Below are 20,974 nucleotides of genomic sequence, written 5' to 3'. Positions count from 1 at the left end.
TTATGCAAACGCAACGACAGCACGATTCGTCACGACATCTGCACGGCGTTCGAGTTGCAATCACCGGCGGCACTTCCGGGCTCGGCCTGGCGCTGGTGAGAGAGCTCACGCAACGCGGAGCGCAGGTTGCGTTGATCGCTCGCACTCAAGCTCGTGTCGCGGCAGTGGCGGCAGAACAGTCCGCACACGGCATCGTAGGTGATGTGGCTAACAAGCATGATATCCATCGTATCGCGCTTCAGGTCACTGGCCGGCTCGGAGGGCTCGACGTGCTGATCAACAACGCATCCGATCTGGGGCCCGTGCCGCTGGCGCTGCTCGGCGACACGCAATGCGAAGATTTCGAGCGCGCGCTGGTGACCGATGTGCTCGGCCCGTTTCGTTTGACCAAGGCGCTGTTGGGTTCGCTCGCTGCATCGGCACGCGAAGGCAGAGGCGCCCTGGTGCTGAATGTTTCCAGCGACGCGGCTGTCAACGCATACCCCCAGTGGGGCGCTTATGGAGCCAGCAAGGCGGCGCTCGCGCACATGACGCGCATCTGGAATGAAGAGTTGTCGGCGCAAGGCGTGCGATTCATCGCGCTCGATCCGGGCGACATGGATACACCCATGCACGCGGCCGCTTTGCCCGACGCCGATCCAGCGACGCTGAAATCGCCGGCGCAGGCGGCGCAGGAGCTTGCGGAAACGATTAGTGATTTGCTGCCGGCACGGCCGGCGTTGAGGTTTGCCTCATGATTCCAGCCGATCGTCCCGTTCAACGTCCGCCCGCCGCTCGCCTGTTGTATGTCGATGAGCACGGTGCGATTCGTCACGCTTCGCGAGCGCAGCTCGCGGAGTTTCTGCGTCCTGGCGATCTGGTGATCGCCAATGACGCCGCAACGCTGCCTGCCAGCCTGCATGGTGTTCATGTTCGCAGCGGGCGTGAGATTGAAGTCAGGCTCGCGGGAAAGCCGTCTTCGATGACTCGCGATGCGCAGCGCTTCATCGCAGTTGTGTTTGGGCCGGGGGACTATCACACGCGCACAGAGGATCGACCTTTGCCGCCGGCGTTCCTGCCTGGTGATGCGCTGAAACTCGGCTCGCTCACCGCGCGCATCGAACGCGTTCTCGATCATCCGAGATTGGTGTCGCTGCGTTTCGAAGCTGCAGCGGATGAGTTGTGGCGAGGATTGGCGGCGCACGGCCGGCCCATTCAATACGCTCATATGAGCGAGCCTTTGGCGCTGTGGGATGTGTGGACCTCCATCGCAGGCACGCCCGTGGCTTACGAGCCGCCGTCGGCGGGCTTTGCATTGGATTGGCAGATGCTCGCGTCCTTCGAGACGCGTGGCATTGAATTCGCAACGCTGACTCACGCGGCGGGCATCTCATCCACTGGCGACGAGGCGCTCGATCGCTTGCTGCCGTTCGATGAGCCCTATCGCATTCCCGTACCCACGGAGCAAGCTATCGCAGCCGCGCTTTGCGAGGGGCGTCGGATCGTGGCCATTGGCACGACGGTGGTGCGAGCGCTGGAGCACAGCGCTGCGACTTTCGGCTCGGTTGCGGCCGGCGAAAGCGTGGCGAACATCCGCATCGGCGCGCAGACGCAGCTGCGGGTCGTCGATGCGATTCTGTCGGGCACTCACGAGCCGGGCACGAGTCATTACGAACTGCTGCATGCGTTCGCCGACAAAGCCGTGCTCGGCCGCGCAGATGACGCCCTGAACAGTGCCAGCTACCGCACTCACGAATTCGGCGATTCCGTGCTGATTGAACGCGATAGCCGCCGTTATTCACGCGCCGCCGGACGCCGGCCGGCTGCACGAGTTTTCCGGGAAATGCAAGGACTGGTCGGGCCGGCTACGGCACGTATACTCGACGATTTTCCGCCGGCGCCCGTCCATGTGGTTCAAGAATCTGATTGTTTATCGTCTCCCCGAGGACTGGTCTGTTTCCGCCAGTGAGCTCGAGGACAAGCTGGCCGCGCATCAGCTCCTGCCGTGCGGCAGCTTCGACATGCAGAGCAAGGGCTGGGTGTTTTCGAGCGACCTGGAGCGCTACGTCCACACGGTCAACGGCCAGCACCTGATTGCGCTCGGCGTGGATCAGAAGTTGCTGCCCGGCTCCATCATCCGGCAGGTCGCCACCGAGCGCGCCAAGGAGATGGCGAAGGAGCAGGGCTATCCCGTCGGGCGTCGCCAGATGCGCGAACTGAAGATGCGCGTCACCGAGGAATTGCGCGGCCGCGCTCTGACTCGCAAGCGCATCACGCATGCGTGGATCGATCCGGTGAATCACTGGCTGGTGGTCAACGCTTCCAGCGAGGGCAAGGCCGAGGAACTGGTCGAGACTTTGCGCAACACGCTCGGCAGCCTGCAGGTCACGCTGCTCGAGACGGAACGCTCGCCGTCTTCCGCGCTCACGGCGTGGCTCATGCTGGGCGATGCGCCGGCTTACTTCACGATCGACGATGACCTCGAGTTGCAGGCGGCCGACGAAAGCAAGCCGACCATTCGCTACGTTCGGCATCCCTTGGATGGCAAGGAGATCCGCACCCAGATCCAAAGCGGCATGTTCGCCACGCGCCTCGGCCTCACCTGGCGTGACCGCGTCTCGTTCGTGCTGAACGAGAAGCTGCACGTGAAAAAGGTCGAGTTCCTGCTGGTCGAGAAGGACAAGCCCGCCGACGGCGAAGACACCGACGCCGCCGAGCAGTTCGACATCGATTTCACCCTGATGACCGGCGACCTCGCCCAACTGCTCAGCGACCTCACGGCCGCCCTCGGCGCACCGGAACAGAAACAAGCCGCCGCCGCTTAACGCCGCCGCAGGTTTTATATTTCTATCAGGGAAAGGAAAGGAAGCCCGATGACGTCGGCACAACGTCGCCGCGGGCTTGGTATTTCCATCTAGGGAAAGGCAGCCCGATGACGCCGGCATAACGCCCGCAGGCTTTTGTTTCCGGCCGGGGAAGGAATCTCAACCGGAGCAGCGGCCGCGCTAGCGGCCGACACATCAGGGCGTCAGAGGCTGACCGGCCCAGCGAAGGATGGCGCGAGAAACGTCTTGTTCCTTTTTCAGTTGCGCCATCAGCTTCAGCATCTGCGCCGAGAACTTCTCTTTCTCCACCTGCGCCGCGATCACTGCGCCCGACGACTGGTTTTGATGACGCAGGGTTTGCACTTTCTGGCGAACCTGTAGCGCGCTGGCCGAGTCGGGAATGGTAAGGCGCTGCGCGATGCCCAGCCCGATGCCTTCGGCGAGGGTGGTGTCGCTCTTCTGCAGCACTTGAGAGATCTGCTCGCACCGCACGCGAGTGGCGGGTTCGCGAACGTGTTGTTCGTCGCAGGCGGTGCTCAACGCGGCGAAGGCGGGAGTGGCCAAAGACGACAGCCAGGTGACGGTCGAATTCATCGCGTTGGTCAGGGGCGTGGGCACCAGTTGCGCGACTGAAGTCGCAACAGGACTGCGGCTCAAAGGAGGAGCGAGGCGCGCCACCAGCGTAGTCCAGTACACGTTGAAGTGACCGGCCTTGGTCATCATTTCCAGAATCTGTTCTTCGGCGCGCGTATCGCGACGCTGTTGTGCCCGCGACAACGGCCCCAACCACACGGCGCCGTTGGTGGGATCGAGCTTGCGCAGCTGTGTTTCGATGGGCTGCGGTTCGCAGCCCGGCACTTCGATGCAAAGTCGCAGATGCAACCACTGAAGGTCGGCGCGTTCGGGCGCCGCCTTGACCGCCTTCTGAATCTGAGACAGGGCTTGTGAGCCGTTGCCGGAGGCGTCCGTCCCCCACAGCGCCAGCGCAGTGGCGGCCAGTTGATCCACGTCGTTGCCTTCCGCCGTAGGCGGGGCGGTATAGCCGCCCTGTTCAGGCGGCGCGCTGGCGCAGCCAGCGAGCAGCATTAGCAAGGGCCAGGTGCGAGCCCAACCGTTCCGTGACGAGGGTTTCATGGGCACGAATTTTAGCAATGCCGAATGGCGGATGGGCCAGCGACGCCCGTCGCAGACCGGCAACGCGCAAGTCGCGCTCACCTCGGAAGCGACAGCGGCGCACACCGGTGGGTATCCGCCGTTCACCGGTAGTTGCTGGCAAGCCCGCCCCACAGTCCTTAAGTTCGGAGCCCATGGTCGTCAATCCGTCACTGACCCGCATCGAGCTGCCGGCCGGCGACGGCTGGAGTTGCTCGATGAAAGATGAATCCGCACAGCACCGGCCGCGGCGTTCCCGGCTGGTGATGGGCATTTTCCTCCTGGTGGTCGGTGCGTTGATGCTGGCGGTGAACCTCGGGTTCGGCCTGCCGGAGGGCTGGTGGCGATACCTGCCGTGGCTGCTGATCGCTTTTGGCCTGTGGGGCCTGGCCGTGCCCAGCCGTCACCTCGACCGGGTCGGCGGGGTCTGGATGTTCGCCACCGGCCTGTATTTTCTGTTCGGTCTGTATCACTGGTGGGGATTGGGCTGGGGCGGCGCGTGGCCGATCTTCGTGATCGCGGCCGGCCTGGGCTTCATCCTGCACCGGCATGACGAGGGATCGCCGCCGCGCGCCGGCGACGATCCGGGCAACGGTGTCTCATGAATTCTGGCCCTCCAGGCGATCACGATCGCGATCTCGGCGCCGGCCGGGAGCCGCCGCGCGGTCACCATCAAGATCACAGCTCCGACTGGCCTTTGCATCCGCGCTCGACGCAGGGCCGGCGCGATTTGTTTTCGACCCGGCTCATCGTCGGCGTTCTGATCATTCTGCTCGGCGGCGTCCTGCTGGCCGACAACCTGGGCTGGTGGGAAGCGCGTCACGTACTGCGCAGCCTTTGGCCGCTGGTGCTGGTGGCAGTCGGCGTCGCCATGGTCCGCCATCCGCAACACAAGCGCAGCCGCAGCTGGGGATGGGTGCTCATCACGGTGGGTCTATGGATCTTCCTCGACAAGCTGGGCTGGATCCATTTCGATCTCAGCGAGGTGTTGCTGCCGGGCATCCTGTTGTTCGTCGGCGGAGTGCTGGTGTTTCGTTCGCTATCGGGTCCACCCACGGGCAGCGGTGAAGACCCGACTCCGCCCCCCCCGACCAATGGGCACAGCGGTCCTGGTGGACCGACCGGCCCTACCGGCCCCGCGCCCGGTGCGACAAACTTCGCCAGCTCGACTGCCAGCGATCACGCCGAGTTCGTGCGTTCCTTCGCACTGCTGTCGGCGCATGAGTTGCGGCCCGTTTCCCGACCGTTCCGTGGCGCCGATCTCAACGCCGTCATGGGCGGCATCAAGCTCGATTTGACCAGCGCGCGCATGGAAGGCGATACCGCGGTCGTCGAAGTGTTTGCATTCTGGGGCGGCGTGGAAATCTTCGCTCCGCCGGACTGGACGGTGACCAGCGAAGTCACCACGCTGCTGGCCGGTTTCATCGACAAGCGACGTCCCACCACCGTGGTGCCGACCAAGCACCTGGTCGTCCGGGGCATGATCGTGATGGCCGGCGTGGAGATCAAAAATTAATGCATCCGATTTTCAAACATCGCCGCCGCTTGATGCTCTATCTCGGCGTGTGGGTGGTGTTTGGTCTGCTGCTCACGGTCGTGTTCGTGTTCGGTGGCAACGCGCCCATCGACTGGTCGCTCGAGTTTGCCGTGCCGATAGCCATCGTGCTCGGTTTGCAATCGCTGTCGTTCTGGTACGTGGTTCAGGCCGTGCCAGCGGACGATACCCCGGTGGTGCGCATGGTCGTCACCTGGGCCATTGCCGGCGTCGTGTCGCTGATTGTGTGGATCGCGATCGCTTACGCATGGGCCATGTGGCTGGTGCCGGAGGGCGGCGTCTATCCGGAATCGGCCACCGGTATCTTGCCGTTGCTGATCTTCGCCGGCGCCATCGGTATGTCGCTGGCGGTGCTGGGGCACTACCTCGCTGGGGCGTTTCAGCGTTCGCGCAATGCCGAGCGCCGCGCCCTGGAATTGCAAGTGCTGGCGCGTGAAGCGGAGTTGAAGTCGCTGCGCGCGCAACTGGATCCGCATTTCCTGTTCAATAGCTTGAACTCGGTGGCCGCGCTGATCGGCAATGACACGCAAGCCGCGCGCCAGATGTGTTTCCTGATGGCGAACTTTTTCCGGAAGAGCCTGACCCTGGCTCGCCAACAGGCCATCCCACTGTCCGAAGAAGTGTCGCTGGCCGAAACTTTCCTTGCCATCGAGAAGGTGCGCTTCGGCGATCGGTTGCGCGCCAGTTTCGACATCGCTGACGACGTGAAAGATGTGGCCGTGCCGCCGCTGATGCTGCAACCTTTGGTGGAGAACGCGGTTCATCACGGAGTGGCGCATCTGCTCGAAGGCGGCGAGGTGTGCGTGCAGGCGCATCGGCGTGAAGGATTTCTGGAGCTGGTGGTCGCCAATCCGTGCGATCCCGACCGGCCGCCTTCGCGCAGCACCGGCGTCGGCCTGGTCAATGTACGCTCGCGTGTAGAAACATTGTGCGGCCATCGCGCCAGCGTCGACGTCGACGCCAGCGAGACCGCGTTCCGCGTCTCGATTCTGCTGCCGGCCGTCAGCAGCCAATCGGCTACGTCCTAAAGGAAGACTCTCGTGCGTGTTCTGATCGTCGACGATGAAACCCTGGCCCGCTCCATCCTCGCCGAGCACCTGTCCAAGCTGCCCGATATCGAAGTCGCCGGTCAGGCCGCCAATGGCTTCGAAGCCGTGAAACTGGCCGAGGAGCTCAATCCCGACCTGATGTTTCTGGATATTCAGATGCCCAAGCTGTCGGGCTTCGAAGTGCTGGAGCTGCTCGGCGAGCGCGCGCCCGCTGTGATCTTCACGACCGCGTTCGACGAGTTCGCGCTGCGAGCCTTCGAAGTGCACGCCGTGGATTATCTGTTGAAACCGGTGGAGCCGCCGCGGCTCGAGGCAGCAGTGGAACGCGCAGCCGAGCGTCTGCGCAACAAGACGCCCGCGCCCTCCCCAGAACAATTATCGGCCGCCGCCCGGCCGCCCGGCCGGACGCTGGAGCGCATTCTGATTCGCCATGAAGGCCGCGTACACGTGCTGCCGCTGGATCGCATCGATTTCATCGAGGCGCAGGACGATTACCTGTCGTTCGCCGCCGCCGGCAAACGGCTGCGCAAGCAACAAACCATGAGCGAATTGGAAACTCAGCTGGATCCCACGCGTTTTGTGCGTATCCATCGCTCGTTCATCCTGAACGTGGAACGCCTGGCGCGCATCGACCTGTACGGCAAGGACAGCTGGCTGGCCATCCTGTCGGACGGCACCAAGCTGCCCATGTCGCGCACGGGGCATACCAAGCTCAAGGAGCTGATCGGATGAACACATCGAATCCCGGGCATTCCGGAGGGAACAGTGCCATGACCGAGACATACACGCCTCGCAACGACCCGCCGCGTTCAGAAGAATTTCAGTTCAGCGGCGATACCCTGCTGGCCAAGATCAAGGAGATCATCCGCGCCGGCAATGTGCGTCGGGTGATCATCAAGAACGAGGAGGGTCGCGTATTGATCGACATTCCGTTGACCTTGGGCGTCGTGGGCACGCTGCTCGCGCCGCAGCTCGCCGCCATCGGCGCGATCGCCGCGCTGGTGCTCAAAGGCTCCATCGTCATCGAGAAAGAAGCCGAGCCGCCGGCGGTTACGCCGTCGATGTGATATCCGAGATGTGACGAGGCCATGAATGGTGAGGCGCATCGGCATTGTGACGCTCCTGGTCGTGCTGCTTGCGCCGCACCTCGGGCGCGCCTCCAGCGACGACGAACTCGATCGATATCTTCAGCACGTTGCGTCGAGCTTGCCGGAGAAGACGGCGGCGGCGCTGCGTGATATCGAGGGAACACCGCGTCGCTTGCTCGCGGCCCGATCATATCTTCGCGCAGGCGAACAGCTGCGCACACGTTGGAGCTGGTCGAAGGATCAGATTCAGGCGCATACCCGGTCGGCGGAATATCGAGCCTTGCTCGAGGAGACCGAGAAGGTGAAGGCGCGCTTCGAGGCGCAGAACCCGGGCTATACGCTCTATGCGAATACTGAAGCGCGGAGCCTGGAGCTGCAGATCACGCGCTACAATACAAACAAATCCGTTGGAAAGGTGGCCGCGTCATTGCATCGGCAGGCGCTGGCCGAGATCGGCAAGCCCGATTTTGGCTCACCGGATCGAGCGGACTCGGTCGAACGCTTCAAACAATTTCTGACTCGCTGGCGGCCGCAGACAGCCGCACCGCTCGCCGCCCCGGGAATTTCTCGACACGGCCAGTTGCGCGCCATCGATTTCCAGATCATGAAGAACGGCGCTATCGTGGCGCCTACCGAGACCGCGACGGTGAAGCGCAATTGGGATGAGCCGGGCTGGACTCGAAAATTGCAGGCGGCCATGGAAGGCACGCGTTTTCGCGGGCCGCTGCAGTCGCCGTACGAGCCGTGGCATTACGAATACGATCCTTGAGGTTTCCATGACAACCGCTGTTAGAACCGCTGTCGCATTGCCAGGTTTAGTGAGTGTCGCGCTGCTCGCCGGTTGCACGGCCACGGCGCCTTCGCGTGTGCGCGTCGATATGGCGGAAGGCGGGTTGCCGAGTTGCAAGACTTTCGAATGGCTGCCCACGCAGCAACAGCCCGCGACGTTGACGGAGCAGCGTGTGAAGGGCGCCGTGCTCACCGAGCTGAAGAAGAAGGGCTACTCGGAGGCTGAGAAGGCGGAATGCCGCGTGACGTATGTGCTCAATGTGCACGAGCGGCCCAAGAACAAGCCCAGCGTCGGTGTCGGCGCCGGTGGCGGCTCGGGTGGCATCGGCGGCGGCATCGGCGTGAGCTTGCCCATCGGCAAAAGAAACGAACAGGCAGGGACGTTCACCATCGACGTGGTCGACGCTGCGAAAAACGCACAGGTGTGGAGCGGGTCCATCGACGCGACCTTCGAAAAGGCCGAGCTCAACGAGGACGAGGTGCGCGAGGTCGTGACGAAAGTATTGGAGAAGTATCCGGATCGGGCGTCAAAGTGACGATGGGCAGGATGCCCGAAGGGTGTGGGCGCATGGAGGCGCAGGAACATCCAGCGCCCATCAGTCTGCTCCCGCGTTAGAGACTGGGAGTGCGTGCCGAGAGATGCGTTTTCTCGTGCAGCTCCTGGCACTGAATGCAACGCTCCGCGGTCGGCTCCGCTTGCAGGCGCGCGAGCGGGATAGGCTGGCCGCAATCGGCGCAGTCGCCATAAGTGCCCGCGCTAATTCGTTGTAGCGCCGAGTCGATCATCCGCAACTCTTCCACGTCGCGTTCCATCTCCGTGAGATTCGTGTCGACGACCAGCGTTGCGAACGAGTCGTCCTCGCTGTCCCGCGCACGCTCAGCGACGTTGCCCGGCGTTTCGTCTACCGATTTGGCGCGCGTCCGCTGTAGCTCGTCGCGCAGTTGGGTCGCGCGGTCCCGCAATCGGGTCTTGAGATTCAGCGCTTGCTGTTGATCGAGCATTTCCGTTCCACTCTCAGGCTGAGACTGTTATGTAACCCGCTGCCGGGCGGTGGGTTCCTGCGAGGTGAGAGGGGGCGGGCAACTTTGTGCAACCGTGTCGGTAATACCCATTCAAGTTGCCCGCCGCGGTGTCAACGTTTGTTCCTGCCCTTGATTTTCATTGCTGACGCCGTGATCCGGCCGAATTGTCTGTTGCGGGCGCGGCGCTCGCGATTCGACATTCCGGCGAGCGCGGCTTCACGCTGGAGCTTGTGGTAGTTCGCCAGTCGGCGCGGGTCGAGTTTGCCGGCCGCGACTGCGGCTAGCACTGCACAGCCTGCTTCTGACTCGTGACGACAGTCGCGGAAGTGACACTGCTCGGCGAGCGCTTCGACATTGTCGAAGACGGTTCGCAAGCCGCTGCCGATCGCACCGATCTTCAGCTCGCGCATGCCGGGCGTGTCGATGATCCAGGCGCCGCTAGCGAGTGGGAACATTTCACGCGATGTGGTGGTGTGGCGGCCTTTGCTGTCGTCCTCGCGAATGCTGCCGGTCTCTTGCTGAGACTGGCCGATCAGTGTGTTCACCAGAGTGGACTTGCCGACGCCGGAGGATCCGACGAAGGCCACTGTCTGGCCGGGCTGCAGCCATGGGGCCAGTGTGGTGGCTACCTGGGTTGCGTCTGTCGCGTTGATGGTTATGGCTGTTGCGTTTGTGCCCAGCGTTTGGATCTCATCGATGTATGACGTCGGGTTGTCGGTCAGGTCGGCTTTGGTGATGAGGATCACCGGCTCGACCTGGGCTTCGTATGCGAGGGCAAGGTAACGCTCCAGTCGCGAGAGGTTGAAATCGTTGTTGCATGAAGTCACCACGAACAGAGTGTCCAGGTTCGCTGCGATGGTTTGCAGGCGATGGTCGGTGCCGGCGGCCTGACGTTTGATCAGCGAGTACGGAGATAAGACCCGGCAGACGCGAGGTGCGTCGTGTTCGATGAGGAGCCAGTCGCCGACGGTGATCGGGAACTCGATAGTGTCGAGTACGCGAGGCGGGGCGGTGACGGTGGCTGATCCTTGCTCTGAAAGCACTATGAGTCCACTACGATGCACGCTTGTTACGCGAGCGGGATGAGCGGATTCGAAGTCTTGTAACGTGAGTTGCTGTGAATGGAACGGGCGCCAGCCGAGGCGGGCCAGAGAAAACGTGGACGATGACATGCGTGAACCCCAGGGGAATGCGACACGACATCCGCTCCTCTTGCGAGGAACGGGCGTAGCAACGCCGGGGTGAACGCGGTCGTTAGATCAGCAGCGAGTGCCGAACCAAGAGATTTGCAGAATCAACCCGGCGGAGATCGCAGTTCGCGCAGTCATAGTTCTCTGGACCTCTCTTGTATGGGTTGACGGGAAGGAGTGGCAGCGTACTCGCGTCTTTGTGTCCGGGCAAGCGGCTTCGTTCGGGCTCGGAGACGCGTCAGTAGCGACCCTTTCGGTCTTCCGGAAGCTTGGTCGAGAGGCTGGCGTCGTTTGGCGGACGTTTCGGTTGGCGTAAATAACTGCGCCCGGGAGCGGGAGCTGCCCGGGTGCAATGTCGTCATCGCTGGGATCGGATCAGTCGTCGGCGCGGAACTGCTCATGGCAGTTCTTGCAGGCCTTGCCGACGTCACCGAAGGCGGTCTTGATGGCGGCAACGTTGCCGCTGTCAGCAGCAGCTTGCAGCTTTGGCGCGGCGTCGCTGAACATTTGCATGGCCTTCTTGAACTCGGCCGGCTTGGCCCAGATCGCGGGCAGCGCATCGGTCTTGCCGGCTTCCGGGCCGGAGCCGGCGGGGAACCACTTTTCCTGCTCGGCGGCGGCGGCGCTGACGAATTTGGCGGCGGTCTTGATGGCCGCGAGGTCCGGCTTGTCGACACGCACCTGGTCGCGCACGACCTTGAACTGCTCGCCCAGCTTCTCGTAGTGCTCGTGTCGATCCTTCTGCAGCTGCTTGACGTTGGCAGGCTCGGACGCCTGCGCCAGCAGCGTGACGGCGGGGACCAGCAGAGTCGCGACGACGGCGGAACGAAGCATTCGATTCATGGATGACACCTGGCTAATTGCTGGGCTAATTGCTGGGACAAGCGGCGCGAGCTTATCGAATCCTTGCTGACAGGACCCTGACTTTTACGCCGGGGAGCTGCCGGCCGTTGCTGACAAGGATTCGAACCGCTCATGACCATCTCGTGACCGATGCACGCTCAGGTGCGCATCGCTAGGCTAAGCTCTGCGCTCGTCGTGGGGAGAAACGGATGCAGACGAGACGGGCGTGGATTGTGACTTCGGTCGCGCTGTTGCTGGGTGCCTGCGTGAGCACGCCGCCATCGCAGCCTCAGTCGAAGGTCGCAGATCTGTCCGGTGAGTGGGTGCTGACCACCGAGAGCCGGATGGGCAAGCAGGACGCGCACATGACAGTGCGGCAAACGGGATCTGCCCTGGCTGGCACCATCACTAGCGAGGCGGGCATCGTCGATTACACGGGCTCGGTGAAAGGCGCGGCGGTGGCGTTCGATTTCACCCTCGAGATGCCAGGAGCCGATTTGAAACTCGACTACACGGGCACCGTGGAAGGCGACACCATGAAAGGTAAAGCGGTGTTCGGGCAGTTCGGCGAAGGCAGCTTCATTGCCAGACGCAAATAGCGATGGCTAAGCCAACCCCGGGCGCGGGTGGTCGCCATCAAGGTTGGCTGCGCGCGCTACTCATGTTCGCCGCGCCGGGCTCCAACAAATCACGCCGGGGCTCGACCCACTTCGGCACGAACGAAGGGCAAACCGGCGGCTCCCCAAGCGCAATTTCCGCGAAGCCCAGTTCCTCCTCACGGTCGTAGCGAAGGTCGCCGAGCACCAATCCGTCTTTGACGTTCGCCAGCCAGGGCATGCGAATGAAGCGCAGCGCGGCGGCGGCTTCGCAGTTGGTCGCGGCGAGGGTGGCGAGCCGTGCGAGCGGTGTGCTGATCTGGCCGTACCATTTCACCTGCTCGGTGTTGTCGCTCGGCACGGGAACCAGCGGCGCCGTGATCGGCATGTCGAGGCTTCGGCTCAAGCATTTATCTGCGGTGAGCCAAGCGGGCGACAGCGCCAGCATCGCTCTCCGTAATACCGCGTTGTCACCTTCCTTTTGTAGCAGCATCACTTCCCAGCAGGTCGGATTCACGGGCATCGGCGTAACAATGCGGTCAACGATGGTTCCTTCGGGAAACTGGCGGGCGGCGATGGCATCAATGTGCGCTCTCGCGGTCTGCGCGCTGAGTGCAAACATTGCTGTAACTCCCAGCCACAATGTAACACCCGCGGCGAGTGCAACCTTCGTGGGTGCGCGCTGACCGACCAACAACATTGCCGCCACCAGCAACGCGTACGCGGCTGCCAGCAGCTGGGGCACCATCCCGCTGAAGAAGCACAACGCGATCGCCCCGACCATCAACAGCAGCACCGCAAAGCGAGCCACATGAGTTCTGAATATGAAAGCCAGCGGCGCGCACGCGGCCCAGAGCAGCGGCTCGATGATGAACACCGAATCGCCATAGAACCAACGATTGTCCACTGGCCAGAATGGATGCACGCCGTAGTTGTTGGTGAAGTCCATTGCGATATGGAGCAATGGCGTGAACAACAACACTCCGGCCAGCAAGCCGTAGTCGGCCGGTGAGGCTTGCAGGCCGCGCCGTCGTATCCACCAGCGCGTTATCGCCAACACCGCTAGACCCAGCAGCACCGCAATTACGACCGTATGTGTGTGGCCGCGATGATGCAGCAGATAATTCAGATCCCGCCCGAAGAATGAATACAGCAGATCGGAGTCCGGCAGGTTGCTTCCTACCGCGGCCAGCGTCACGCACAGATTGCGGCGTGTGGCGGGCGGCAGCGTGCTACGCCTGCTTGGCGCGACACGGGCGGTAACCTCGCCGACCAGCGTGCCGATGATGGTGTGCGTGATGTTGTCCATCCGAGCAGTGTAGCCGGTACGGTTGGCGCTCGGCACGAGGACTCGTTCCGCGGTTGACACCCCCGCGCCGCGCAGGCAAGCTCGACTGAAAATCATCACCTGATGAATTAATTGTCGTCAGGCGGTCAAAGCGGTTTTTTCGAGGGGGCGGCGGCATCGGTCAGCGATTGCGCCGTAACAGGCGCAATGACTTTCGCGATCGTCGTGCTCGCCTTGGGGTTGCTGATGCTGGCCGCGTACCGCGGCTACAGCGTCATTCTGTTCGCGCCGCTGGCTGCGTTACTGGCGGTGCTGCTGACCGACCCGGCCGCCGTGCCGTCGGTGTTCACCGGCCTGTTCATGGAACGCATGGTCGGGTTCCTGAAGCTTTATTTCCCGGTGTTCCTGCTCGGTGCGGTGTTCGGCAAGCTGATCGAGCTGTCCGGATTCTCGCAGTCCATCGCGGCCGCAGTGATTCGCCTGGTGGGGCAGGAGCGTGCGATCCTCTCCATCGTGCTGGTGTGCGCGCTGCTGACCTACGGCGGCGTATCGCTGTTCGTGGTGGTGTTCGCCGTCTATCCCTTCGCGGCTGAAATGTTTCGGCGCGGTGACATTCCCAAACGGCTGATTCCGGGCACGATTGCCCTCGGCGCCTTCACCTTCACCATGGACGCGCTGCCGGGCACGCCACAGATTCAAAACATCATTCCCACCACGTTCTTCGGCACTACGACCTGGGCGGCTCCGGTCCTGGGGGTCATCGGGGGTGCGTTCATTCTTGCTTGCGGTTTGTTGTATCTGAACTGGCGGCGCCGAGAGGCGATGCGCGCCGGCGAAGGTTACGGCACCGGCCATAGCAACGAGCCGGAACAAATAGCCACGGGCAACTCCACGCATCCGCTGCTCGCCATACTGCCGCTGCTCGTGGTCGGCGTCGCCAATCTGGCATTCACCCGGCTTATCCCTGGGTTCTATGAGCCGACCATCGAAACTCGTCTTGAAGGGCTGGCGCAACCGCTGGTCACGCAGTTGTCCGGCGTGGTGGCCATCTGGGCCGTCATGGGCGCGTTGCTCATGGGCATCCTCACGGTGCTCGTGTTTGCTTTTCGACCGGTGGTAACGAAGTTCGCGGAAGGCACGAAGAACGCGGTCGGCGGTGCCCTGCTGGCGTCGATGAACACCGCCTCTGAATACGGCTTTGGCGCAGTGATCGCAGCGTTGCCTGGCTTCCTGATCATTCGCAATGCGTTGCTGGCGATCCCGGACCCGTTGGTGAACGAAGCCATCACCGTGACCACCTTGGCGGGCATCACAGGCTCGGCATCGGGCGGGCTGAGCATCGCGCTCGCCGCCATGTCCGAACAATTCATGGCGGCGGCGCAGGCGGCGGGGATTTCACCCGATGTCCTGCATCGAGTCGCCGCGATGGCCAGCGGCGGCATGGATACTTTGCCGCACAATGGCGCAGTCATCACGCTGCTCGCAGTCACGGGACTGACGCATCGGCAGTCGTACAAAGATGTGTTCGCGATTACCTGCGTGAAAACCTTGGCCGTGTTCTTTGTGATCGCCGTGTACTACGCGACCGGCCTCGTCTAGAGATCAAGAGAATGAGAAAGCTCGTTGTTGGCTTGTTGGTGGCGCTGGTGACAGCGGGAGCGGCGCTGGCCGCGCCGTTACCCAAAGCCAGGCCCGAAGCGGTCGGCTTTTCGTCGCAACGTTTGCAACGACTGACCGACACGTTCAATGCCGACGTAGCCAGCGGAAAAATTCCCGGTGCGGTCGTGCTGGTGGCGCGCCAGGGCAAAGTCGCCTATCTGCAAACCTTTGGGTTCCAGGATCGTGCCGCCCACAGCCCGATGCGGCCCGATTCTATCTTTCGCATCGCTTCGATGACCAAGCCGGTCACCATGGTGGCGGCCTTGATGCTGGCCGAAGAAGGCAAGCTGCAGTTGATGGATCCAGCCTCGGTCTATCTGCCGCAGTTGAAGAACCTGCAGGTGGGCGTGGAGGTGAAGGACGGCAACGGCGACCGGCGGCTTGCGCTGGAACCGGCGCGTCGCGAGGTCACGGTGCAGGACCTGATGCGGCACACCTCCGGCATGACCTACGGCATCTTCGGCGACTCCCTGGTGCAGCAGGCGTATCGCGCCGCGGGCACCATGGACGATCAGCAAACCAACGCGCAGCTGGTCGACAAGCTGGCAAAACTGCCGCTGGCATTCCAGCCGGGCGCCGCGTTCGAGTACGGAATGTCGAACGATGTGATCGGGCGCATCGTGGAAGTGCAAGCCGGCATGGACCTGAATCAGTTCATCGTGGAGCGCATTGCGCGTCCGCTCGGTATGCGCGACACCGCATTTCTGCTCGACGCTCGGCAAACATCGCGACTCGCGCAGGCGCAGGCTGCCCCGGGCGCCACGCCGGTGGTGATCGGTTACAACCCGGCCAGGCCGCCGAAATGGTTTTCGGGCGGCGGCGGATTGTTGTCCACCGCGGAGGATTACGCCCGCTTCGCCCAAATGTTGCTCAACGGCGGCGAGCTCGACGGCGTCAGGCTGTTGTCACGCAAGAGCGTCGAGCTGATGACCAGCAACCATCTGCCGCCGGATGTGAGTTACGGCGCATTCACCTTGGAACTGGGCCTGACCGCGCCGTTGCCCCAATATGGACAGGGCTACGGGCTGGGTGTGGGAGTGCGCATGGAGCCGGGCCGAAGCATGGCGCCCGGCTCCGTGGGCGATTACTACTGGGGCGGCGCCACTGGACCCTATTTCTGGGTGGATCCGCAGGAGAAATTGATCGCGGTATTGATGTTGCAGGCATCCGATATTCGGTTGCGCACTCACTATCGGTCGCTGTTGCGCAATCTGGTTTACCAGGCGCTGCTGTGACATTCCCTACTATCGCGCCGGATGTTATGGGCGCTCACGCACATCGATAAGTTGCGGAAAATCGCGTTGACAGAGTGATCATCCCGCGTTGACCCACGCGCGCGGAGGCGGCACGCTCTGTACGTGAGCACTTCGCCTTTCATGCGTGTGGACGGACCTGCCACGTTTCTCGGCGGGGGCGGCGAGCTTGGCGAACTGATCCGAGGTTTCCACTGGGACCGCACCTCGTTGGGTTCGCCACTACGCTGGCCGCAGGGCTTGCGCACCGCCCTGCGAATCCTGCTCACCACCCAACATCCGGCCTGCGTGTTCTGGGGGCCGGAGCTCCTTTGCTTTTACAACGACGCTTATCGCAGCTCGCTCGGGCCAGAGCGGCATCCCGCCATGCTGGGCGCGCCGCTGCGTGAAGTCTGGTCCGAAACGTGGTCCATCATGGGGCCGCAGATCGAGCGTGTGATGTCGGGCGAGGGAGCGAGCTGGGCGGAAGATCATCTCGTGGTGATCCCACGCTTCGGCAAGCGCGAAGAAATCTACTGGACCTACAGCTTCAGCCCCATCGATGACGCCAGCGCGCCGAACAACGTCGGCGGCGTGATGGTCCTGTGCATGGAGACGACCAAGAAGGTGCGCGCCGAGCGGCAGCTCGCCTTCCAACTGGCGTTGCGAGACAAGCTGCGCACATTGAGCGACGCCTCGGAAATCATGCAGGCGGCAGCGGAGATGGTGGGGCGGCAGCTGACAGCGGGGCGAGTAGGTTACGGCGAGGTGGATCCATCCGGGCAGACCGGCATGGTGGTATGCGATTGGACCAGCGCGGGCATGACCAGTCTCGCCGGCCGGCACCTGCTCGACGTTTTCGGCCAGGCGATGGTGCGGGAGCTGCAGGCCGGCCACACGGTGCGGGTTGAAGATGCTTTCACCGATCCTTTGATTCGGGACGCCGCGGACGCCGACGTCTATCGAGTCAACGGTGCACGCGCCGGCATCAGTGTGCCGTTGATCAAGAGCGGCCGGCTGGTGGGCGCGTTGTATGTGCATCAGGCCGAGCCTCGTCGGTGGACCGATGATGAAGTCGCATTGGTGCGCGAGACCGCCGAGCGCACCTGGGAAGCAGTTGAGCGCGCGCGCGCCGAGAACGCTCTGCGACAGCTCAATGCGACGCTCGAGCAACGCGTCGAGCACGCGGTCGCTCAGCGCAAGTTGTGGGGCGAGTTGCTGGATTCCGTGACGGCGCTGGTGGCCGCGGTCGGGAAGGACTATCGATTCCTGGCTCTGAACAAGGCGTATGCCGATCGCTTCGAGCGCCGCATCGGTGTGCGCCCCGAAGTGGGTCAGAGCCTGCTGGACTTGTTGAAAGTCAGCCGCGAGCAGCTCGCTTTGTCTGGTAGCCGCTGGAGTCGAGCGCTGGCGGGAGAAGAATTTACATTGATCGAGCCGACGGCGCCGAGCGAAGGCGATCAGATGCGCCATTACGAGATCACGTACACCTCGTTGCGTGATCCTGCCGGCCGCGTCATCGGTGCGTTTCAATATGCGCAGGATGTGACGGAGCGCGTCCGCGATCAGCAGCGGCTGTCGGAGGCCGAAGAATCGCTGCGCCAGTCGCAAAAGATGGAAGCGGTCGGCCAGCTGACTGGCGGGATTGCGCACGACTTCAACAACCTGCTGACCGGCATCATCGGCTCGCTGGACATGATGCAAAGGAAGCTGGCGCGCGGCCAGCAGATCGATGTGAATGCGTACGTCTCGGCCGCCATGACGGCCGCCAATCGAGCAGCTGCGCTGACGCACCGTTTGCTCGCGTTCTCGCGTCGCCAGGCGCTCGATCCCAGGCCGGTGCATGTCAATCGGCTGATCCTCGGCATGGAGGAGTTGCTGCGACGAACCCTGGGCGAAACCATCGGCCTGGAGTTCGTGGAAGATCCCCAGCTGTGGCTGACTCGCTGCGACCAGAATCAGCTGGAGAGCGCGTTACTGAATCTGACCATCAACGCGCGCGACGCCATGCCTGACGGCGGCAAGCTCACCATCGAGACCAGCAACGCGCATCTGGAAGACGCGCACGAGGCGAAACTTCGCGACGTGATGCCGGGCGATTACATCGCGATCTGCGTAACGGATACCGGCGTCGGCATGCCGCCGGAGGTGGTGAACCGCGCGTTCGATCCCTTTTTCACCACCAAGCCGATCGGTCAGGGCACCGGTCTGGGGTTGTCGATGATCTATGGCTTCACGCGCCAGTCCGGCGGCTACGCCAGGATTCAATCGGAAGTAGGCAAAGGCACTGTGGTCAAACTGTACTTGCCGCGTTATCACGGCGAACACGAATCATCGCAGGAACCCGCGCCGGCGCCGCTCGCCCTCCAGCCCAACGCACGCGAGGAAGTGGTGCTGGTAGTCGAAGACGAGCAGGTGGTGCGCGACCTGGTTGTCGATTTGCTCGCGGAGATGGGCTATCGATCGTTGCAGGCCGTGGATGGTCCCAGCGGCCTGGCGATTCTGCTATCCGATGTTCGCATCGACCTGCTGATCTCGGACGTCGGCCTGCCCGGCTTCAACGGCCGTCAGCTCGCGGACGCGGCGCGCGCGCATCGCCCGGATTTGAAGGTGCTGTTCATTACAGGCTACGCGCACAACGCCGCGGTGAGTAACGATCTGCTGTCGCCCGGCATGCAAATGATCACCAAGCCGTTCGCCCTGGAAACTTTGGCCGAGCGCATCCGGGACATGATCGGGGATCACTGATCGACTCTTATCGATCGACCTTTACTGATCGATGTGCGGGGCGCGTACCAGCGCCGAGACCGTCAGGCGCGGCGGTCCGACAGGTCCCACGCTGGAAGAGCAACGTACTTTGTCCCGCACGATGCGCACTGACATGCGCGGCAAAATCTGTTGCCGCACCTGCTGAACCAACTCGCAGTCACCTCGCTCCAGCCGCATGTTCCGATCGCGGGCAAAAGACACGGTCTTCCATACGGCCGGGAAACGTTCCAGATCGGCGGCGCTGGCGAGTTTCTCGCCGCTCGCCCGTGCTACCAATTCGTCCTTGAAATCGTGTTCTGTGGCTTCGCGAACGTTCTCTTCGGAGGCGATCACCGGAGACTTCATCGACACCTGGAACCGGGCGATGCTAAGTTGCTCATCGCAAACGAAGCCGTGGAGTTGCACGTCCTCGCGCGCGCCTACTGTGCGCAGGATCATCACTAACTTGTCTTGCAAGCCGCGGCATGAGTACACAGTGCTGTCGCCCCGGTACTCGAAACTCAGCTGCTGCGCCTTCCAAATGGCCGTGACGCTTTCATCCGTCGGTGAGTTGGCGGCGGCCGCTGAGGCAGCAAGCAGCCACAGCGGCGCCAGTGACCAGCGTTGCCGACGGGAGCCGCGACTGGGCCGAAGAGTCGTCATGCATCCTCCGTCAGTTCGTGACGAGCGCCGCCACTTTAGAGTGACAGCGTGGATGCGACAATGGACTGCCGGCCAACGGCCAACCGCGGCCGGTCAATCCAGCTTCATCACCACGGAGTCGGTCAACACCGGATCGTCGAAGCGAGCCATGTCGCCCGCTCGCTTGTCGGGCACAAGAAACAAGCGGGCGGAGAGCGGTTTGCGAAGGCGCGTGGCGAGGGAGGCAACATCGCGCAGCAGACCTGCGATGCTCACTGCAGGTGTATCGCCTGGGATCGGCACGACATCCAATCCAGTGCCGCAAACACTCGAATACAGCAGCACGTCGCGAATTCCATAGCGGTTCTCGCCCGCGCGTTGGGCCAGCAGCGGATCTTCGAGAACTGGCAACATCAGGCCGGAGTAGCCGCACGTACGAATGGCAAGCGATTTCACCGCGGCAGTGATGATCGAGCATGCTTCCAGCGTGCCGCCGGTGCCGAACGGCGAGCCAGTCAAGGCTTCGATGGCCGCGGCGATGCTGCGATCTTTGTTGGGCGCCGGCGATGTATCGATGCCGAGATAATCGCGGTGTTCGGTTCGAGCGATCCCGGCGGCAAGCTTCTCGACTGGTGCGAGCACGTCATTCAAAGCGATCCGCAGTTTCTCCGTTGGATCCTCGCCTTCACGCAAAGACGCGAAGGCGCGCTCGACCACCGAGGCCGACTCCATGCCGATCGCGAACGATTCAGCGCCTTGATGCCAGGCCACTGGAAAGAAAGGCGTGCCCGCGGGAATGTTCGCTGCCGCGGCGAAACGGAAGTTGGCGAGCCCGTCCGGGAGCGCTCGAGCAAGCGCGACCATGATCCTGGCGGTCGTAGCGGCTACCTTCGGCATCAGCCCCGACTCGGGCGAGGCGATCGCGGTGGAGAAACTGATGGTCTTGGTCGAGCGCACCAACTCCTGCGACCATTCAACCAGGCTGTCGTCGGCGCGATCTTCGGTGAGCACCGGTCCGACGTTGAAGATCGCGCCCTGCGCGCCGACCAGTTCGTCGATCCGACGCAGCGAGTCGAGCGCCTTGGCTCGTGCCGCCGAAGAGAGCGATGCCACGACCGGGTTGGTTGCGACACGAATCGTTTGCACTTCGTAACCCGCGGCTTCGAAGGCTCGCCTGGCGCGAGCGAGAAAGCCGACCGCTTTCTCCACACGGTCCAGCTCGAAGGCCGGCGTGAGCTCTATGCCTGCCGTGATCGTTCGCACTCGCACCGGATTCAACGTCGTCACTGCTTCATCGACCTTCGACATTTCCAACT

At 62.9% G+C, this 20,974-nt stretch carries 21 protein-coding genes; 14 read left to right on the top strand and 7 right to left on the bottom strand.

What is annotated here, in order from left to right:
• Positions 1-2 precede the first annotated feature (2 nt).
• Genes JM946_RS04045 through JM946_RS04035 form a run of 3 tightly spaced genes read left to right on the top strand, consistent with a single transcriptional unit; the run spans position 3 to position 2,804 of the window.
• On the top strand, positions 3-737 hold the full coding sequence (locus JM946_RS04045) for an SDR family NAD(P)-dependent oxidoreductase (protein ID WP_203165848.1): 735 nt from the start codon (positions 3-5) through the stop codon (positions 735-737).
• Entirely contained in the window at positions 734-1,948 is a 1,215-nt protein-coding gene (locus JM946_RS04040; RefSeq protein ID WP_203165847.1) for an S-adenosylmethionine:tRNA ribosyltransferase-isomerase, read from the top strand. The genes JM946_RS04045 and JM946_RS04040 overlap by 4 nt, the downstream gene beginning before the upstream one ends.
• Positions 1,887-2,804 (top strand): recombination-associated protein RdgC, encoded by a 918-nt coding sequence (locus JM946_RS04035; protein ID WP_203165846.1) that lies wholly within the window; start codon positions 1,887-1,889, stop codon positions 2,802-2,804. Before JM946_RS04040 ends, JM946_RS04035 begins: the two co-directional genes overlap by 62 nt.
• Positions 2,805-2,999: 195 nt before the next feature.
• Here JM946_RS04035 and JM946_RS04030 read toward each other — a convergent pair whose 3' ends face one another.
• Positions 3,000-3,938, bottom strand: a complete 939-nt coding sequence (locus JM946_RS04030; protein ID WP_203165845.1) for a hypothetical protein — start codon at positions 3,936-3,938, stop codon at positions 3,000-3,002.
• Between the two features lie 173 nt (positions 3,939-4,111).
• Here JM946_RS04030 and JM946_RS04025 point away from each other — a divergent pair, with 173 nt between their 5' ends.
• Genes JM946_RS04025 through JM946_RS03995 form a run of 7 tightly spaced genes read left to right on the top strand, consistent with a single transcriptional unit; the run spans position 4,112 to position 8,973 of the window.
• Positions 4,112-4,561 carry a LiaF transmembrane domain-containing protein gene (locus JM946_RS04025; RefSeq protein ID WP_203165844.1) on the top strand — a complete coding sequence of 150 codons (450 nt, stop codon included), beginning with the start codon at positions 4,112-4,114 and terminating at the stop codon, positions 4,559-4,561.
• Entirely contained in the window at positions 4,558-5,472 is a 915-nt protein-coding gene (locus JM946_RS04020) for a LiaF transmembrane domain-containing protein (protein ID WP_203165843.1), read from the top strand. The genes JM946_RS04025 and JM946_RS04020 overlap by 4 nt, the downstream gene beginning before the upstream one ends.
• Entirely contained in the window at positions 5,472-6,539 is a 1,068-nt protein-coding gene (locus JM946_RS04015; protein ID WP_203165842.1) for a sensor histidine kinase, read from the top strand. Before JM946_RS04020 ends, JM946_RS04015 begins: the two co-directional genes overlap by 1 nt.
• Before the next feature lie 12 nt (positions 6,540-6,551).
• Positions 6,552-7,292: a LytR/AlgR family response regulator transcription factor gene (locus JM946_RS04010; RefSeq protein ID WP_203165841.1), complete on the top strand. Its 741-nt coding sequence runs from the start codon at positions 6,552-6,554 to the stop codon at positions 7,290-7,292.
• Between the two features lie 38 nt (positions 7,293-7,330).
• Complete coding sequence (locus tag JM946_RS04005; RefSeq protein ID WP_203165840.1) at positions 7,331-7,627, top strand: DUF4342 domain-containing protein; 297 nt, start codon at positions 7,331-7,333, stop codon at positions 7,625-7,627.
• A 25-nt stretch (positions 7,628-7,652) separates the two neighbouring features.
• Positions 7,653-8,417, top strand: a complete 765-nt coding sequence (locus JM946_RS04000) for a M15 family metallopeptidase domain-containing protein (RefSeq protein WP_203165839.1) — start codon at positions 7,653-7,655, stop codon at positions 8,415-8,417.
• 7 nt (positions 8,418-8,424) lie between these two features.
• Positions 8,425-8,973 carry a DUF4136 domain-containing protein gene (locus JM946_RS03995; protein ID WP_203165838.1) on the top strand — a complete coding sequence of 183 codons (549 nt, stop codon included), beginning with the start codon at positions 8,425-8,427 and terminating at the stop codon, positions 8,971-8,973.
• Positions 8,974-9,049: 76 nt separating this feature from the next.
• Here JM946_RS03995 and JM946_RS03990 read toward each other — a convergent pair whose 3' ends face one another.
• From JM946_RS03990 to JM946_RS03980, 3 genes are all read right to left on the bottom strand, one after another.
• Positions 9,050-9,439: a TraR/DksA family transcriptional regulator gene (locus JM946_RS03990; RefSeq protein WP_203165837.1), complete on the bottom strand. Its 390-nt coding sequence runs from the start codon at positions 9,437-9,439 to the stop codon at positions 9,050-9,052.
• Positions 9,440-9,570: 131 nt separating this feature from the next.
• On the bottom strand, positions 9,571-10,503 hold the full coding sequence (gene rsgA, locus JM946_RS03985) for a ribosome small subunit-dependent GTPase A (RefSeq protein ID WP_218042576.1): 933 nt from the start codon (positions 10,501-10,503) through the stop codon (positions 9,571-9,573).
• 522 nt (positions 10,504-11,025) lie between these two features.
• A complete protein-coding gene (locus tag JM946_RS03980) occupies positions 11,026-11,493 on the bottom strand; it encodes a c-type cytochrome (RefSeq protein ID WP_203165835.1) in 468 nt (155 codons plus the stop codon).
• Positions 11,494-11,702: 209 nt separating this feature from the next.
• Here JM946_RS03980 and JM946_RS03975 point away from each other — a divergent pair, with 209 nt between their 5' ends.
• Entirely contained in the window at positions 11,703-12,092 is a 390-nt protein-coding gene (locus JM946_RS03975; RefSeq protein WP_203165834.1) for a hypothetical protein, read from the top strand.
• A gap of 37 nt (positions 12,093-12,129) precedes the next feature.
• Here the strand turns inward: JM946_RS03975 and JM946_RS03970 are convergent, their stop codons facing one another.
• Positions 12,130-13,434 carry a metal-dependent hydrolase gene (locus JM946_RS03970; protein ID WP_203165833.1) on the bottom strand — a complete coding sequence of 435 codons (1,305 nt, stop codon included), beginning with the start codon at positions 13,432-13,434 and terminating at the stop codon, positions 12,130-12,132.
• Between the two features lie 150 nt (positions 13,435-13,584).
• Here JM946_RS03970 and JM946_RS03965 point away from each other — a divergent pair, with 150 nt between their 5' ends.
• The 3 genes from JM946_RS03965 to JM946_RS03955 all read left to right on the top strand — a co-directional run bounded on the left by JM946_RS03965 (position 13,585) and on the right by JM946_RS03955 (position 19,016).
• Positions 13,585-14,976 carry a GntP family permease gene (locus tag JM946_RS03965; protein ID WP_203165832.1) on the top strand — a complete coding sequence of 464 codons (1,392 nt, stop codon included), beginning with the start codon at positions 13,585-13,587 and terminating at the stop codon, positions 14,974-14,976.
• An 11-nt stretch (positions 14,977-14,987) separates the two neighbouring features.
• Positions 14,988-16,271 (top strand): serine hydrolase domain-containing protein, encoded by a 1,284-nt coding sequence (locus tag JM946_RS03960; protein ID WP_203165831.1) that lies wholly within the window; start codon positions 14,988-14,990, stop codon positions 16,269-16,271.
• Positions 16,272-16,394: 123 nt separating this feature from the next.
• Complete coding sequence (locus tag JM946_RS03955) at positions 16,395-19,016, top strand: GAF domain-containing hybrid sensor histidine kinase/response regulator (RefSeq protein WP_203165830.1); 2,622 nt, start codon at positions 16,395-16,397, stop codon at positions 19,014-19,016.
• Positions 19,017-19,037: 21 nt separating this feature from the next.
• On the opposite strand, the gene JM946_RS03950 is transcribed toward JM946_RS03955, so the two are convergent.
• Positions 19,038-19,679 (bottom strand): hypothetical protein, encoded by a 642-nt coding sequence (locus tag JM946_RS03950; protein WP_203165829.1) that lies wholly within the window; start codon positions 19,677-19,679, stop codon positions 19,038-19,040.
• A 93-nt stretch (positions 19,680-19,772) separates the two neighbouring features.
• Positions 19,773-20,966 (bottom strand): DUF711 family protein, encoded by a 1,194-nt coding sequence (locus JM946_RS03945; protein WP_203165828.1) that lies wholly within the window; start codon positions 20,964-20,966, stop codon positions 19,773-19,775.
• Positions 20,967-20,974: the final 8 nt, after the last annotated feature.

The sequence above is a fragment of the Steroidobacter gossypii genome, from assembly GCF_016801985.1.
Classification (GTDB): Bacteria; Pseudomonadota; Gammaproteobacteria; order Steroidobacterales; family Steroidobacteraceae; genus Steroidobacter; species Steroidobacter gossypii.
Note: the sequence above shows the minus strand (reverse complement) of the source record. Positions and strands in the feature narration are given on the sequence as shown.

Bases quoted from the DNA above. Each gene is read 5' to 3' on its own strand.
- JM946_RS04035 (WP_203165846.1), top strand. From the start codon at position 1,887: ATGTGGTTCAAGAATCTGATTGTTTATCGTCTCCCCGAGGACTGGTCT.
- JM946_RS04030 (WP_203165845.1), bottom strand. From the start codon at position 3,938: ATGAAACCCTCGTCACGGAACGGTTGGGCTCGCACCTGGCCCTTGCTA.
- JM946_RS03980 (WP_203165835.1), bottom strand. From the start codon at position 11,493: ATGAATCGAATGCTTCGTTCCGCCGTCGTCGCGACTCTGCTGGTCCCC.
- JM946_RS03975 (WP_203165834.1), top strand. From the start codon at position 11,703: ATGCAGACGAGACGGGCGTGGATTGTGACTTCGGTCGCGCTGTTGCTG.
- JM946_RS04000 (WP_203165839.1), top strand. From the start codon at position 7,653: ATGGTGAGGCGCATCGGCATTGTGACGCTCCTGGTCGTGCTGCTTGCG.
- JM946_RS03950 (WP_203165829.1), bottom strand. From the start codon at position 19,679: ATGACGACTCTTCGGCCCAGTCGCGGCTCCCGTCGGCAACGCTGGTCA.
- JM946_RS03965 (WP_203165832.1), top strand. From the start codon at position 13,585: ATGACTTTCGCGATCGTCGTGCTCGCCTTGGGGTTGCTGATGCTGGCC.
- JM946_RS04005 (WP_203165840.1), top strand. From the start codon at position 7,331: ATGACCGAGACATACACGCCTCGCAACGACCCGCCGCGTTCAGAAGAA.
- JM946_RS04045 (WP_203165848.1), top strand. From the start codon at position 3: ATGCAAACGCAACGACAGCACGATTCGTCACGACATCTGCACGGCGTT.
- JM946_RS04015 (WP_203165842.1), top strand. From the start codon at position 5,472: ATGCATCCGATTTTCAAACATCGCCGCCGCTTGATGCTCTATCTCGGC.
- JM946_RS03945 (WP_203165828.1), bottom strand. From the start codon at position 20,966: ATGTCGAAGGTCGATGAAGCAGTGACGACGTTGAATCCGGTGCGAGTG.
- JM946_RS03995 (WP_203165838.1), top strand. From the start codon at position 8,425: ATGACAACCGCTGTTAGAACCGCTGTCGCATTGCCAGGTTTAGTGAGT.
- JM946_RS03960 (WP_203165831.1), top strand. From the start codon at position 14,988: ATGAGAAAGCTCGTTGTTGGCTTGTTGGTGGCGCTGGTGACAGCGGGA.
- JM946_RS03990 (WP_203165837.1), bottom strand. From the start codon at position 9,439: ATGCTCGATCAACAGCAAGCGCTGAATCTCAAGACCCGATTGCGGGAC.
- JM946_RS04040 (WP_203165847.1), top strand. From the start codon at position 734: ATGATTCCAGCCGATCGTCCCGTTCAACGTCCGCCCGCCGCTCGCCTG.
- JM946_RS04025 (WP_203165844.1), top strand. From the start codon at position 4,112: ATGGTCGTCAATCCGTCACTGACCCGCATCGAGCTGCCGGCCGGCGAC.
- JM946_RS04020 (WP_203165843.1), top strand. From the start codon at position 4,558: ATGAATTCTGGCCCTCCAGGCGATCACGATCGCGATCTCGGCGCCGGC.